General features: G+C 64.4%; 14 protein-coding genes and 1 tRNA gene. 13 read left to right on the plus strand and 2 right to left on the minus strand.

Annotated elements, in window-relative coordinates; genetic code table 11:
* Window positions 1-148 precede the first annotated feature (148 nt).
* Window positions 149-838: a ribonuclease III gene (gene rnc, locus JJT62_RS16725; RefSeq protein WP_202073915.1), complete on the minus strand. Its 690-nt coding sequence runs from the start codon at window positions 836-838 to the stop codon at window positions 149-151.
* 10 nt (window positions 839-848) lie between these two features.
* Window positions 849-1,619, minus strand: coding sequence for a signal peptidase I (gene lepB / locus JJT62_RS16730; RefSeq protein ID WP_202073916.1), 771 nt, complete (start codon window positions 1,617-1,619; stop codon window positions 849-851).
* Between the two features lie 242 nt (window positions 1,620-1,861).
* Between lepB and JJT62_RS16735 the strand changes: the two genes are divergently transcribed.
* The 13 genes from JJT62_RS16735 to JJT62_RS16795 all read left to right on the plus strand — a co-directional run bounded on the left by JJT62_RS16735 (window position 1,862) and on the right by JJT62_RS16795 (window position 13,732).
* Window positions 1,862-2,737 carry a phosphoribulokinase gene (locus tag JJT62_RS16735; protein ID WP_202073917.1) on the plus strand — a complete coding sequence of 292 codons (876 nt, stop codon included), beginning with the start codon at window positions 1,862-1,864 and terminating at the stop codon, window positions 2,735-2,737.
* Between the two features lie 11 nt (window positions 2,738-2,748).
* Entirely contained in the window at window positions 2,749-4,740 is a 1,992-nt protein-coding gene (gene tkt, locus JJT62_RS16740; RefSeq protein WP_202073918.1) for a transketolase, read from the plus strand.
* 99 nt (window positions 4,741-4,839) lie between these two features.
* The gene (locus JJT62_RS16745) at window positions 4,840-5,178 is read left to right on the plus strand and encodes a hypothetical protein (RefSeq protein ID WP_246744953.1); all 339 of its coding nucleotides are present in this window, start codon (window positions 4,840-4,842) and stop codon (window positions 5,176-5,178) included.
* A gap of 204 nt (window positions 5,179-5,382) precedes the next feature.
* Window positions 5,383-6,465 (plus strand): class II fructose-bisphosphate aldolase, encoded by a 1,083-nt coding sequence (fba, locus tag JJT62_RS16750; RefSeq protein WP_202073920.1) that lies wholly within the window; start codon window positions 5,383-5,385, stop codon window positions 6,463-6,465.
* A 4-nt stretch (window positions 6,466-6,469) separates the two neighbouring features.
* Window positions 6,470-7,111: a hypothetical protein gene (locus tag JJT62_RS16755; protein ID WP_202073921.1), complete on the plus strand. Its 642-nt coding sequence runs from the start codon at window positions 6,470-6,472 to the stop codon at window positions 7,109-7,111.
* Between the two features lie 168 nt (window positions 7,112-7,279).
* Window positions 7,280-7,537, plus strand: a complete 258-nt coding sequence (locus JJT62_RS16760; RefSeq protein ID WP_202073922.1) for a type II toxin-antitoxin system RelB/DinJ family antitoxin — start codon at window positions 7,280-7,282, stop codon at window positions 7,535-7,537.
* The gene (locus JJT62_RS16765; RefSeq protein WP_202073923.1) at window positions 7,538-7,810 is read left to right on the plus strand and encodes a type II toxin-antitoxin system YafQ family toxin; all 273 of its coding nucleotides are present in this window, start codon (window positions 7,538-7,540) and stop codon (window positions 7,808-7,810) included. It abuts the gene before it with no gap.
* A 12-nt stretch (window positions 7,811-7,822) separates the two neighbouring features.
* Entirely contained in the window at window positions 7,823-8,506 is a 684-nt protein-coding gene (rpe, locus tag JJT62_RS16770; protein WP_202073924.1) for a ribulose-phosphate 3-epimerase, read from the plus strand.
* 460 nt (window positions 8,507-8,966) lie between these two features.
* Window positions 8,967-10,562 (plus strand): Na+/H+ antiporter, encoded by a 1,596-nt coding sequence (locus tag JJT62_RS16775; RefSeq protein ID WP_202073925.1) that lies wholly within the window; start codon window positions 8,967-8,969, stop codon window positions 10,560-10,562.
* Window positions 10,563-10,737: 175 nt separating this feature from the next.
* Window positions 10,738-12,174, plus strand: coding sequence for a pyruvate kinase (locus JJT62_RS16780; RefSeq protein ID WP_202073926.1), 1,437 nt, complete (start codon window positions 10,738-10,740; stop codon window positions 12,172-12,174).
* A 62-nt stretch (window positions 12,175-12,236) separates the two neighbouring features.
* Window positions 12,237-12,311: transfer RNA gene (locus JJT62_RS16785), tRNA-Gln, on the plus strand.
* Window positions 12,312-12,517: 206 nt separating this feature from the next.
* A complete protein-coding gene (locus JJT62_RS16790) occupies window positions 12,518-12,685 on the plus strand; it encodes a hypothetical protein (protein WP_210340702.1) in 168 nt (55 codons plus the stop codon).
* A gap of 705 nt (window positions 12,686-13,390) precedes the next feature.
* Window positions 13,391-13,732, plus strand: coding sequence for a zinc ribbon domain-containing protein YjdM (locus tag JJT62_RS16795; RefSeq protein WP_202073939.1), 342 nt, complete (start codon window positions 13,391-13,393; stop codon window positions 13,730-13,732).
* The last annotated feature ends 366 nt before the right edge of the window (window positions 13,733-14,098 follow it).

Below are 14,098 nucleotides of genomic sequence, written 5' to 3' on the forward strand. Positions count from 1 at the left end.
CGCGTCCCCCTCCCCCTTGCGGGGAGGGGTAGGGGTGGGGGTCGACAATCTAGATTGTCATCGCGGCTTCCCCCACCCTAACCCTCCCCGCAAGGGGGAGGGAAGAGGATCACGCCTCGGACTCGTGAAATTGGAAAGGGAAGAAACCCTACTCCTGCACGCCCTCGCGCGCCATGAAGGCCGCCGCGGCCGCCTGCTCGGCGGCGCGCTTGGAGCTTCCCGCCCCGAGTGCGGAGTCGAACCCTTCGATTTCCACCGCCAGCTCGAAGGAGGGCGCGTGGTCGGGCCCGCTGCGCGTCACCACCCGGTAGCGCGGCGGCGCGAGCCGGCGGGCCTGGGCCCATTCCTGCAACGCCGTCTTGGCGTCGCGCAGGCTGCGTCCGACATCGTGCATTTTCGGGCCGAAGGCCGCGCGCACCACGGCTTCCGCGGCCAGCGCCCCGCCGTCGAGAAAGACCGCGCCGATGATCGCCTCGCAGACGTCGCCGAGGATTGCGCGCTTCTTGCGTCCGCCCGTCTGCGCCTCGCCCTCGCCGAGCCGCATATGGGGGCCGACGCCCCAGCTTTCCGAGACTTCCGCGCAAGTCTCCTTGCGCACCAGCGCAGCGAGCCGGCGGGACAGCTCGCCCTCGCTGTCGCCCGGAAAGCTCTCATAGATCATATGCGCAACGGCGAGGCCCAGGACTCGGTCGCCCAGGAATTCCAGCCGCTCGTAGGAATCCGGGCGCTGCGTCGCGGCGCTGACATGCGTCAGCGCCCAGCGCAGCAGGGCCTTATCCTTGAAGGCGTGCCCGATGCGCTCCTCCAGCGCCGAGAGATCGGGCTTGCTCCGCGCCATCTATGTCCGCTCAATGCGCCGGCTTGAAGAGCCGATCCCAGCGCACCGACCAGGGCCAGCGCCAGAAGGCGAGCGCGGATTCGTCCTTCTTCACGGAGAAGAAAATGACTTCCGCGCGGCCGACGAGATTGACGAAGGGCACATAGCCGACGCCGCCAAGCTCCGGCGCGATGCGCGAGTCCGTCGAGTTGTCGCGGTTGTCGCCCATCATGAAGTAATGGTCCGGCGGCACGACGAAAAGCTCGGTGTTGTCGTTGATGCCGTGGTCGCCCTCGATCTCGATGATCGTGTGCTCGACCCCGGCATGTTCGGCGTCGCCCGGCAGCGTCTCGCGATAGGTCGCGACCGGAACCTCCTGCCCTTCGCGATTTTCGGTCCGCGCCTTGTCGATTTTCTCGCGCGGCACGACGACGCCGTTGATGTAGAGGCGGCCTTCGATCATCTGGATGCGGTCGCCGGGCATGCCGATCACGCGCTTGATATAGTCCGTCTCATTGTCGCGCGGCAGCTTGAAGACCGCGACGTCGCCGCGCTTGGGCGGCGAGGCGAGAATGCGGCCGGAGAACACATTCGGCCCGAAAGGCATGGAATAGTTCGAATAGCCGTAGGCGTATTTGGAGACGAAGACGTAATCGCCGATGAGCAGCGTCGGGATCATCGACCCGGAGGGGATGTTGAACGGCTGGAACAGCAGCGTGCGAATGACGAGCGCAATGGCCAGAGCCTGGACGATGACCTTGACGGTCTCCAGAAGTCCGCCCTCTTCCTGTTTCTGGGCCATCGGGACGTTCCTGCTCAAGCCGTGCTCCTTGGTCTGATGGGCGGCAAAGCCCGCCCTGCGCCCCTTAGCACGCCAAGGGCAGGATGAGAACCTGCGCCGTTCCGGGGGCGCGCGCCTCTTTGCTTTGGGCCCAATCCTCGAAAGCCTTTCCTTTACCGGACAGGCATGCGACAAGCCCAGCGCGGCAGGCCTTGCAGCAGATCGCCGTAAGCTCGAAAAGGAACTCACTGGGTCGCGCGCCGATGTCGGTCAAACACCCTATCATCTCGATCACCGGCTCGTCCGGGGCGGGCACGAGTTCGGTCAAGGCGACCTTCGAGCAGATTTTCCGCCGTGAGCGCATCGAGGTCGCCTATGTCGAAGGCGACAGCTTCCATCGCTACCCCCGCGACGTAATGAAAGCCAGGATGGCCGAGGCGCAGGCCAAGGGCAATCCGCATTTCAGCCATTTCGGCTCCGACGCCAATCTCCTCCCGGAGCTGGAGAACCTCTTCCGCGAATATGGCGAGACAGGCTCTGGCCGCTACCGCCACTACGCCCATGACGAGAACGAGGCTGCCCAGCTCGCCGTGCCGCCCGGGCAGTTCACCGATTGGCAGGAGCTGCCCCCCAATACGGACATCCTCTTCTATGAGGGGCTGCATGGCGCGGTGGTGACCGACGAGGTCAATGTCGCCCGCTACGCCGATCTCAAGATCGGCGTCGTGCCGGTCATTAACCTCGAATGGACCCAGAAGCTCCACCGCGACCGCAACTCGCGCGGCTACACCACCGAGGCCGTGACCGAGACCATTCTGCGCCGCATGCACGACTATGTGCATTACATCTGCCCGCAGTTCTCGGAGACCGACATCAACTTCCAGCGGGCGCCGACCGTCGATACGTCAAACCCCTTCGTCGCGCGCTCCATCCCGACGCCTGACGAATCCATCGTCGTCATCCGCTTCCGCGAGCCGCGCGGGGTGGACTTTCCCTATCTCGTGACGATGATCGCCGGGAGCTGGATGTCGCGCGCCAATTCGATCGTCATTCCCGGCAATAAGCTCGATCTCGCGATGCAGCTCATCCTCACGCCGAGGATCCTCGAACTCGTGAAGCGCCGTAAGAGCGCGACCTGAAAGAACGGAATATGTCCAGAGCACTCGAACTCGACGCGCGTAGCTGCGCCAACGCCATCCGCGCCCTCGCCATGGACGCGGTGGAAAAGGCCAAATCCGGCCATCCGGGCATGCCCATGGGCATGGCCGACGTCGCCACCGTGCTGTTCCAGCGCTTCATGAAGTTCGACGCCAGCCAGCCGGATTGGCCCGATCGCGACCGCTTTGTGCTCTCGGCCGGCCACGGCTCCATGCTGCTCTACGCCCTGCACTATCTGCTCGGCTATCCGGGCATGACCAAGGCCGATCTCGAAAACTTCCGCCAGTTCGGCGCGCCGACGGCGGGGCACCCGGAATATGGCCATGCGCCGGGCGTCGAGACGACCACGGGCCCGCTGGGCCAGGGCCTCGCCACCGCCGTCGGCATGGCGATCGCCGAGCGCCTGACCGCCGCGCGCTTCGGCGACGATCTCGTCGACCACAACACTTACGTCATCGCGGGCGACGGCTGCCTGATGGAGGGCCTGAGCCATGAGGCGATCGACCTCGCGGGGCATTTGAAGCTCTCGCGCATGATCGTGTTCTGGGACGATAATTCGATTTCCATCGACGGCCCGACCGATCTCTCGACCTCGACGGACCAATGCGCGCGCTTCGCCGCCGCCGGCTGGCACACGCAGCGCGTCGACGGACACGATATGGAGGCTGTGGCCAAGGCGATCGAGATCGCCAAGGCCGACCCGCGCCCCTCGATGATCGCCTGCCGCACCGTGATCGGCTATGGCGCGCCCGGCAAGCAGGGCAAGGAGTCCGTCCATGGCGCGCCGCTCGGCGCGACGGAAGTCGCCGCCGCCCGCGAGACGCTGCTCTGGCCGCATACGCCTTTCGACGTGCCGGAGCCGATCCTCTCCGCCTGGCGCGCCGCCGGCCAACGCGGCGCGGGCGCGCGCGCAGCGTGGGAGAAGCGCCTCGCCGCCTCGCCGAAGGGCCGCGCCCTCGAGACCTTCCTGTCGAACGATGTCGCAGCGGAAATCGCCGGCCCGCTCGCGGCCTTCCGCGCGACGCTCGCCGCCGAGAAGCCCAAGGTCGCGACCCGAAAATCCTCTGAAATGACGCTCGGCGTCATCAATGAGGCCACGGCGGCGACGATCGGCGGCTCGGCCGACCTCACCCACTCCAATTTCACGCTGACCAAGGGCATGGGCTCGGTCCGGCCGGGCGATTTTTCCGGCCGCTACCTCCACTATGGCGTGCGCGAATTCGGCATGTCGGCGGCCATGAACGGCATCGCGCTGCATGGCGGCTTCGTGCCCTATGGCGGCACCTTCCTGGTTTTCTCGGACTATGCGCGCGGCGGCATCCGCCTCTCGGCGCTCATGGGCCTGCGCGTGATCTATGTGCTGACCCACGACTCGATTGGCCTCGGCGAGGACGGCCCGACGCATCAGCCGATCGAGCATCTGGCGTCGCTGCGCGCCATGCCCAATCTCCTCGTCTTCCGCCCGGCCGACGCCATCGAGACGGCGGAATGCTGGGAGCTGGCCATCGCGCAGAAGGCGACCCCTTCCTTGCTCAGCCTCTCGCGCCAAAACCTGCCCACGCTGGATCGCCCGGTGAGCGAAAATCTCTCCGCCAAGGGCGCCTATGTCGTGCGCGAGCCCGAGGGCGGCCGCGACGTGACGATCCTCGCCACGGGCTCGGAGGTCGAGATCGCGCTCGCCGGCGCCGATGCGCTCGCCGCGAAGGGAATAAAGGCGGCGGTTGTCTCCATGCCCTGCTGGGAGCTGTTCGAGACGCAATCCGCCGACTATCGCGCTCAGGTGCTGGGCAAGGGCCCGCGCATCGGCGTCGAGGCGGCGGCGCGGCTCGGCTGGGACCGCTGGCTCGGCGAGCATAGCGTCTTCATCGGCATGACGGGCTTTGGCGCCAGCGCCCCGGCGCCGGAGCTTTACAAGCATTTCGGCATCACGGCCGAAGCGGTGGCGGAAGCGGGCGTCGCGCTGGTCGGGGCGGCCCGCGCCTGAGCGGGTTCGGAGCTTCGCCGGACGGGCAGCTCCGCAAGAGATGTGTTAGAGTGCCTCGGCCGGCGTACGGCCGAGGCATTTTGCATAATGGACCCAGCTTTGAGCGACGAACCCGAAAACCTCACATTAGCGCTGCTGCGCAAGATCGATAAGAAAGTTGACGCCGTCGATGCGAAAGTGGACGCGCTGCGAGTCCAGCTTCGCGCCGAGATCGGCGACGCCAAAACTGAGCTTCGTTCCGAAATGCATTCGCTCCGCGCCGATGTCGCGTCCGACATGCTGACCCTCGAAAAGCGTCTCTCCGACCAGATCGTGGGGCTGCGCCGCGCTGTGGTGGAATATCACTCCTCGGCGGTGGGACACGGCGTCCTGCTGAGCGAGTTCGAGGAGCGCCTGCTCCGCCTCGAGCGCCACGTGGGCCTGCGCGAGAGTCACTGAATGTCCTAGAGGCGGATTCTCTCTCCGCCTCCCTGCCTCCGGGTCGCCGTCATGGCCGGGACCGAGCCCGGCCATGACGGGCGGGGAACGATTGTCAAGCTCTCCTCGCCGCGGCTGGCCCTTGTTTCCCGTACGATGTAGATAACCGCGCAAGTTCCCGCTATTTCACTCGGCATCCGCCTCTAATAAGGGAGAATCTTCCCAATGGCCCTCGTCACCCTGCGACAGCTTCTCGATCACGCCGCCGAGCACGACTATGGCGTGCCCGCCTTCAACATCAACAATATGGAGCAGGGCCTCGCGGTGCTGGAGGCGGCCGCCGCCGTCGATGCGCCGGTCATCATCCAGGCCTCGCGCGGCGCGCGCAATTACGCCAACGACATCATGCTCGCCAAGATGATCGAGGCGCTCATCGCCATGTATCCCGACATCCCGATCGTGATGCACCAGGACCATGGCAATAGCGAAGCCACCTGCGCCAGCGCCATCCGCTTCGGCTTCTCCTCGGTGATGATGGACGGCTCGCTCAAGGCCGACGGCAAGACGCCCGCCGACTATCAATACAATGTCGACGTCACCCGCCGCGTCGTCGATCTCGCGCATTGGGTCGGCGCCTCGGTCGAGGGCGAGCTCGGCGTGCTCGGCTCGCTGGAGACCGGCGAAGGCGAGAAGGAAGACGGCCACGGCGCCGAAGGCAAGCTCAGCCACGACCAGTTGCTGACCGACCCGGCGCAAGCCGAGGATTTCGTCGCCCGCACCAAAGTCGACGCGCTCGCCATCGCCATGGGCACCTCGCACGGCGCCTACAAATTCACGCGCAAGCCCGACGGCGCGATCCTCGCGATGAAGGTGGTCGAGGAAATCCACCGCCGCCTGCCCAACACCCATCTCGTGATGCACGGCTCGTCCTCGGTGCCGCAGGAGCTGCAGGACGCCTTCAACGCCGCCGGCGGCGAAATGCCCCAGACCTGGGGCGTGCCGGTTGAGGAAATCCAGCGCGGCATCAAATTCGGCGTGCGCAAGATCAACATCGACACCGACTGCCGCATCGCCATGACCGCCGCCATCCGCGCGACGCTGAACAAGAACAAGGGCGAGTTCGACCCGCGCAAATATCTAAAGCCCGCGCAGGACGCCATGGTGAAGGTCTGCAAGCAGCGCTACGAGGAATTCGGCACGGCCGGCCAGGCGAGCAAGATCAAGCCCGTGCCGATGGCGGAGATGGCCAAGCGCTACGCCAGCGGCGCGCTCGATCCGCAGTTCGCGACGAAGAAGGCGGCGGAGTGAGGGTTTGACGACGTACCTCGGCCGGGGCTCCCGGCCGAGGATGGAATGGAGTTCGCTCGATTCCGTTCGAGCGCGCAGCCGCCTTTTCGACAAAGTCATTATTGCAATCGACTACAATCGAGCGGTGAACTATACTATGGACTTTTTAGCTCATTTCAAGGATATAGCATCAATCGCCACACCGTTTATCATTGCAGCGTTTGGATTTATCATCAATTCGACAATTCAGAAACAGAATAAGCTCGCCGAACGAAGCTCTGCTCTTGCAAAGCAATGGGCCGACGAGTTCGCAAAATCGTCAAGTGAGATAGATGAGAAGGCGACATCTGTAGTAGCCACATACTTCAAACTAAAAAACAAAGACTCCTTCGTAACGGGGGACATCGACGAAGAGCTTAAGAAATTTGATCAGTATATAAGAGACACCGCTTATTTTCTTGCCATTGAACGGCTTAGGCTGGAGAAGTTCGTCCCCCTTGCGCCGCGAAATGGAGACGACCTGCTTGCGGCATTCGATGAGTTGCACAAGGAAATACTGACGTGGTTCAGCAACAAGGGTGGAGACGTGGAAAAGCTCCGCGCAAAACAGGCTAAATTCAATAGCTTATCTCGCAGACTTCACCGTGAAATACTTGAACTGGACTAGCTGACTGCTTCTTCTGCGCCCGTTTTTCAACGCGACCGCCGCGCCTCGAGCCGCCGCGTTCATGCCGCGTCCTTTCGATTGGCGCCCCAGCTCCTCTCAAGGTGCTTTCAGGCTTGAATGGGCCCTCCTCGAGATTAATATCCTCAGCAGACGATTGGGAGCCCTCACATGTCCTCGGATGAAATCGTCCAGGCCCGGATCGACTCGGAGACGAAGAGACGCGCCGCGGCCGTCCTGGAGGGGATGGGCCTGTCGATCTCGGACGCCATCCGCCTGCTGATGCTGCGCATTGTCGATCAGCAGCGCCTGCCTTTCGAAACCGGCGCGCCAAACGCCGAAACCGTCGAGGCGATGAACGAATTGGCTTCGGGCAAGGGGGAGCGGTTCAGCAACGCGACCGAGCTTTTCAAAGACCTGGATCTTTGAATGCTGACGCCGGTCCGGTCCGGGCGCTTCAAAAAGGATGTGAAGCTCGCCGAGAGGCGCGGCAAAGACCTCGATAAGCTCAAAGCCGTCCTCCTGCTCTTGCTCGAAGGCGCTTCGCTCCCGCCCGATTATCGCGACCATCCGTTGAAAGGCGAATGGAAAGGTTTTCGCGATCTGCATATTGAGCCCGACTGGCTGCTGATTTACCGCATCGAAGGCGAGGAACTGCAGCTCGCCCGCACTGGATCGCATGCGGACCTCTTCGACGAGTAGGATAAATCGCCCGTGCCGCCCAACGCCATCATCGCCCCTTCCATCCTCTCCGCCGACTTCGCCAGGCTCGGCGAGGAAACCCGCGCCATGGAGGCTGCTGGCGCCGATTGGATTCACCTCGACGTGATGGACGGGCATTTTGTGCCCAACATCACCTTCGGCCCCGCCGTGGTCGCGGCGCTGCGGCCGCACACCAAGCTGCCGCTCGACGTGCATCTGATGATCTCGCCCATCGACCCCTATATCGGCGCCTTTGCCGACGCCGGGGCGGACATCATCACGGTCCATGCGGAAGGCGGTCCGCATCTGCATCGCTCGCTGCAGACCATTCGCGCGCGCGGCAAGAAGGCGGGCGTCTCGCTCAATCCGGCGACGCATGAGAGCGCGCTGCAATATGTGCTCGACGACATCGACCTCATCCTCGTCATGAGCGTCAACCCGGGCTTCGGCGGCCAGAGTTTTATTCCCGCCCAGCTCGCCAAAATCCGCGCCATCCGAGAGATGATCGGCCCCCGCCCCATCCGCCTCGAAGTCGACGGCGGCGTGACGCCCGAGACCGCCCCCGCCATCGTCGAAGCCGGCGCCGACGCGCTGGTCGCGGGCTCGGCGGCCTTCCGCGGCGGGCCCTCCCAATATGCCGGCAACATCGCGGCGCTGCACGCCGCGGCGGCGAGCGCCGGGGCCGTATCGGTCTAGCGCTATTTCCGCTTGAACCGCTCACACCGGGCCGCTGTCATTCCCGGCGGGCCGAACGCCCGATCGGGAATCCAGAGCCACAAGAGCGCTAGTTTTGCTCTGGATTCCGGATCGCTCGCGTCGCGAGCGTCGGGAATGATACGAGATCCGCTTGATTGGTTCGGCGCCATTCCCGACGCTCGCGCCGTTTGGACACACAGGAAATCACTGCCGTCATTGCGAGGAGGCGGAGCCGACGAAGCAATCCAGGGCCGCATCGCTGCCCTGGATTGCTTCGCTTCGCTCGCAATGACGGGCTCTGAGCAGAGCCAGCGCTTTTGTGGCTCTGGATTCCCGGTCGGGCTTCAAGGCCCAATGCGAGCTGTTCAAACGGAAATGGTATGACACGAGCCAATCGAACCAATTTCCAACAACGCCCGCCTTTCAATCGGCGCCGCTCATGCTCTAGGCTGGGAGCGATATGACCCACGCCCCTTTCACGATCCTTCTCGCGCTGCTCATTGCCGCGCTGCTTTTGTCGCTTGTCGCCAAGCATCTGAGGATGCCGCCCGCCGCCGCCTATGTCATCGGCGGCATGGCGCTGGCGCTCACCCCCGCCAAGCCGCCCTTCACGATCGACCCGGAATTCATCCTGACGCTCTTTCTGCCGCCGCTGCTGCAGGCGAGCGCCTATTTCACCGTCTGGCGCGATTTCAAAGCCAATCTGCGGCCGATCCTCATGCTCGCCATCGGCGCGGTGATCTTCACCACGCTCGTCGTCGGCCTCGTCGTGCATGCGTTGCTGCCAGAGCTGCCGCTCGCGGCCGGCTTTTGCCTGGGCGCCATCGTCTCGCCGCCCGACGCCGTCGCCGCCAAAGCTGTTTTGCAGCGCGTCCCGGTCCCGCCGCGGCTCGTGACGATCCTCGAAGGCGAGAGTCTCGTCAACGACGCCTCCGGGCTGATGCTCTACCGCCTGGCGGCGGCCGCTGCGCTCACCGGCGTCTTCGACTGGTCGGACGCCGCGATCATGTTCGGCCGCCTGTCGGCGGGGGGCGTCGCCGTCGGCCTCGTCGCGGGCCTCTTCGCCAACGGCGCCATGTCGCGCCTGCGCGACACGCAGCTCCTCATTCTCGCAAGCTTCCTCATCTCCTGGGCGACCTATGTCGGCGCCGAGGCGCTGCATGTCTCCGGCGTATTGGCCGTGGTGACGGCCGGACTCCTGATGGGCTGGGCCCAGCACGCCATTCTCGATGCGCAAAGCCGCATCGAGATGCAGACGGTCTGGCGCGCCGCCGTCTTCGTCATGGAGGCGATGGTTTTCATCCTGATCGGACTGGCGCTGCGCAAGGTCGTCGAAGGACTCGGCGGCGTCAATGCGGCCGCCGCCTCGGCCGTTGTCAACGCGTTGATCGTCACCGCCGCCGTCATCGGCGCGCGCTTTGTCTGGGTGTTCCCCGCCACTTATCTGCCGCGCCTCGCGCCCGCCGTGCGCAATTATGACCCCTGCCCGTCCGTCTCCGTCCCCATCGTCGTCGGCTGGGCGGGCATGCGCGGCGTCGTGAGCCTTGCCGCGGCGCTCGCTTTGCCGGCCGATTTTCCCGGCCGTGATTTCATCGTGCTGGCGACCTTCGTCGTCATCGCCGTCACCGTGCTTTTGCAAGGCGCAACGCTCGGCCCACTCGTCGATTGGCTGAAGCCGACCGCCCGTCCCCCCGGCGCGGTTGCGCATCTCGACGACCACGCGGCGCGCGAGAAGGTCTATCAGGCGGCGATTCTCGTGGTTGCCGCCGAAGTCGATGGGGACGGCAAGGAGCGGCATCCCATGCTACTCGAGGATTACCGGCGCCGCGTGGCGATCCACCGACGCGCCCAGCGCGAGGGCGACGCGCTGATTGAAACCAAGCGCGCCCATTTCGCCATGGCGCTCGCCGCCGTTGGCGGCGCGCGCGCGGAGCTTTTGCGCCTGCATCGCGCCGGAGACATCCACGACGCGACGCTGCACGCGATCGAAGCGGAGCTCGATCTGGAAGAGTCGCGATTGCAGCGCCTCTCCGGCGAGGCCGCGCCGGCGCATTGATGCGCCTTTAGAGCCGCCGTCATTGCGAGCGAAGCGAAGCAACCCAGGGCCGCGTTGCTGCCCTGGGTTGCTTCGTCGGCTTCGCCTCCTCGCAATGACGGCGGAGCGGAACGACGCCGTGTAACAGTCCTGTCGCTTCGCTCATGCTTAAATCACGCGAGGAGGCGGTGAGCTGATGGACACGACCGAGCGCGATCTCAGGACGCTGCGCGACGACGTCGCGGCCCTGCGCGAGGCAGTCCAAACGGAAGGCGACGCGCGCCTCGCCGATTGGGGCGCCGCAGCAGCGGCGATGCCCGGCGCCCGCAACCTTGCTTATTACCTCGCCCTGCGCGGGCGCAACCTGATCGCGCTGCAATTGCGCCTCGCTTCTTACGGCCTCTCCTCGCTCGGGCGGAGCGAAGCGGATGTGCTCGGCGCGCTCGATGCGCTTCTTTCGACTCTGCGCCGGCTCTGCGGAGAGACCGCGGCTTATCCCGCGCGCCGAAGCGACGACGCCCTCGCCGCCGCTTGCGACCAGATATTCGGCGACGGCGACACGCGCACCCGCATCATGGCGACTCTGCCGAGCGAAGCCGCCGACGATCCCGGCCTCGTCGCCGCGCTGATCGACGCGGGTATGGATTGCGCCCGGATCAATTGCGCGCACGATGACGCCGCCGCCTGGGCGCGCATGGCGGGCCATGTCCGCTCGGCCGCCGAGCGGCTCGGGCGGCCCTGCCGCGTGCTGATGGACGTCGCCGGCCCCAAGCTGCGCTTGGAAGAGGTGCGCGGGCCCGAGAAATGCCGCCTCTTCGCCGGCGACCGCCTGCGCCTCGTCGATCAACTCGATAAGCGCGGCAAGGGGATCGCCGCGGCGTTGAATTTCCCACGCATCGTCGGCCAACTCCAGGCGGGCGCCGAGATTTCCTTCGACGACGGCAAGGCCTCTGGCCGTGTCCTTGCCCGCGAAAGCGACGGCGTCGAAATCGAGATCACTGCAGCCCGCGCCAAGGGGCTGCGGCTCAAGCCTGGCAAGGGCGTCAATCTTCCCGCCGTCGACCTCGAGCTTTCGCCGTTGACGCCCAAGGATCTGGCCGATCTCGACGCCGTCGCAAAGCTCGCCGACCTTGTCGGCTTCTCCTTCGTGCAGCGGGTCGAGGACATCGCTTTGCTCGATCGTGAGCTTGCCGCCCGGCGCCCGGATGCGCCCCGGCAGGGCCTCGTGCTCAAGATCGAGACGCCGCGCGCGATCCGCAACCTTCCGAGGCTGATCGTGGCCGCGGCGGCGCGTGGTCCGGCTGCTGTCATGATCGCGCGCGGCGATCTCGCCGTGGAAGTCGGCTTCGTGCGTCTTTCGGAGATGCAGGAGGAGATTCTCTGGCTCTGCGAGGCCGCGCATGTCCCCGTGATCTGGGCGACCCAGGTGCTCGATCAATTCGTCCACGAAGGCGTCGCCAGCCGCCCCGAAACGACCGACGCCGCCATGGCGCAGCGCGCCGATTGCGTCATGCTCAACAAGGGCAGCTATCTGCCGCAGGGCGTGCGCTTCTTGCGCGAAGTGCTCGGGCGCATGGAGCGCCACCAATCCAAGAAATTCCCCAGGCTGGCGCGGCTCGAGGCGTGGTCTTGAGCCAAATGCCATACTCCCGGGTTGCAGAGCGGCGCCGGCCGCATTATGGAGAGCGAGCGCTTTGGGGCGTCGCCAAGTGGTAAGGCAGCGGATTTTGATTCCGCCATACGGAGGTTCGAATCCTCCCGCCCCAGCCACAACCGGACAACATGTTGTCGACGAAAAGCGCGTCTGAGCCCGGGCAGGTTTTTCACGTCCCGTAAGCTCGCAAGGGCCGCCGCCCCATTCATGCCTGCTTGATGGATACTATCCAGCTCATGGTGCGGAATCTGTCGCGAAGGCGACCGTCACAACTCGAATTGAACAAGGCTAAAGTAAAATGAGCGCGCGGAGTTCGACCCCCTTGGCAGTCGCCATCCTTGGCTTGTTGCTGGCGATCGTGAGCTACGGAATCAAAGATCCGAAACTTGCGACCCTCGTCTATGGATCAGGGCTCATTTCCGCCGGCTTCGCCGTGCTGCATTGGTTCATGATTCCCATCCAGGGACGCAAGGTTCCGCCGAGCCTTTGACGGCCCTTCGTCGTCGCGACCAACAGGCGCAGCGCCCCTGCGCCTCACCATCCCGCGACGAAAATCTCGACGAAGGCGGCAAAGTAAAGCAGAGCCACGACGCCGACGACCACTTTGTCTTCCGCCATTGTTGCGTCCTCCCCGCGCAGGCCTCCCAAGGGCCAAACCTAAAGTCCGCGGCCTTGGAGAAAAGGGCGCCAGCGGGATTTTTGCGGAGGGACGCACCGATACAAGACGCAGCGATATTCCTTCGGGGGCGTCTTCTTCCCTTTCGCGTTCTGCGCCATTCCATAAACGCAGCACGAACCTGCTCGAACAGGCGCGGCTGGAGGAAGCCGTAATCGTAGCGATCCGAGCGTGGGAGTTTGGCGCACCGCCACTTTCGGAGCGGCCCATGCCTTCGAAGTCTTGGCGATCTGAAATTCTGATTTTCGTAGGTCAATTACTGGAAAGTTGCAATTTGGAGGCGGCAACGGCCTCACGATCAGCCGCCTAATATCCGACTGCGGGACGCGCCTGCGCCGGTTCCGTTTCGGCCACGGATAGAGTAGGAGAAGCTACTTCCCTCTCGCGCGCTTTCCGCTCGCATAGAAATCATGCGAGTGATAGGAACGCTTGCAGATTCAAAAAGCTGGAGCGCATCCCTATCGCAAAGGTCTTTCAACTTTTGCGGAATGCGCTCTAAGACACAGGAAATGGATAGACATGAAGTGTCCAAAATGCGGTTCGGAATATGCTTACCAGGATGGCGCTTTGTGGACTTGCCCGGAATGCGCGCATGAGTGGAACGAAGCGGAGGCTGCGCCTGAAGCTCCAGCGCAAGGCGAAGGTGTGCGCGACGCCAATGGCAATCCGCTGGCGACGGGCGATACGGTGAGCCTGATCAAGGATTTGAAGGTCAAGGGATCATCCTCGACCGTTAAAAGCGGCGCCAAGGTCAAAAACATCCGCTTGGTCGACGATGCTGTCGACGGTCATAATATCGCGTGTAAAATCGATGGGATTGGCGCGATCTATCTCAAATCGGAGTTTGTCAGGAAGGCTTGATTGCTTGGCGCCGCGGCGCGGCCTTGAGGCCGCATGGCGTCCTTCCCCTCAGAATTGCGGAGCCAAAGGCAGCGACAGCCCCGCAATTGCTTGCCGGCAAGTGAGCAGCGATTGTCCTGCAACCATTCCTTTCCAGCAATCTGTTCGCAATAGAAGGCGGCGCGCACTTGCGCCTCGATCGCGTGCGCGCTCGCCGAGAACGGATCGCCGGCGGCGTGGGGCCGCGCCGGCGCACGATGCCGGGTCGAGTTCTGCAGACGCCTTTCGGCGCGGCGAGAAGGCTTTTTTCAGGGCTCTTTTGGGGAAACGTGAGCTTGGATGCGGGGGCAGGATTTGAACCTGCGACCTTCAGGTTATGAGCCTGAC

The organism is Methylocystis sp. Sn-Cys (genome assembly GCF_016745395.1).
Taxonomy (GTDB): Bacteria; Pseudomonadota; Alphaproteobacteria; order Rhizobiales; family Beijerinckiaceae; genus Methylocystis; species Methylocystis iwaonis.

Bases quoted from the DNA above. Each gene is read 5' to 3' on its own strand.
- JJT62_RS16780 (WP_202073926.1), top strand. From the start codon at position 10,738: ATGGACACGACCGAGCGCGATCTCAGGACGCTGCGCGACGACGTCGCG.
- lepB (WP_202073916.1), bottom strand. From the start codon at position 1,619: ATGGCCCAGAAACAGGAAGAGGGCGGACTTCTGGAGACCGTCAAGGTC.
- fba (WP_202073920.1), top strand. From the start codon at position 5,383: ATGGCCCTCGTCACCCTGCGACAGCTTCTCGATCACGCCGCCGAGCAC.
- tkt (WP_202073918.1), top strand. From the start codon at position 2,749: ATGTCCAGAGCACTCGAACTCGACGCGCGTAGCTGCGCCAACGCCATC.
- JJT62_RS16735 (WP_202073917.1), top strand. From the start codon at position 1,862: ATGTCGGTCAAACACCCTATCATCTCGATCACCGGCTCGTCCGGGGCG.
- JJT62_RS16765 (WP_202073923.1), top strand. From the start codon at position 7,538: ATGCTGACGCCGGTCCGGTCCGGGCGCTTCAAAAAGGATGTGAAGCTC.
- rnc (WP_202073915.1), bottom strand. From the start codon at position 838: ATGGCGCGGAGCAAGCCCGATCTCTCGGCGCTGGAGGAGCGCATCGGG.
- JJT62_RS16760 (WP_202073922.1), top strand. From the start codon at position 7,280: ATGTCCTCGGATGAAATCGTCCAGGCCCGGATCGACTCGGAGACGAAG.
- JJT62_RS16775 (WP_202073925.1), top strand. From the start codon at position 8,967: ATGACCCACGCCCCTTTCACGATCCTTCTCGCGCTGCTCATTGCCGCG.
- JJT62_RS16795 (WP_202073939.1), top strand. From the start codon at position 13,391: ATGAAGTGTCCAAAATGCGGTTCGGAATATGCTTACCAGGATGGCGCT.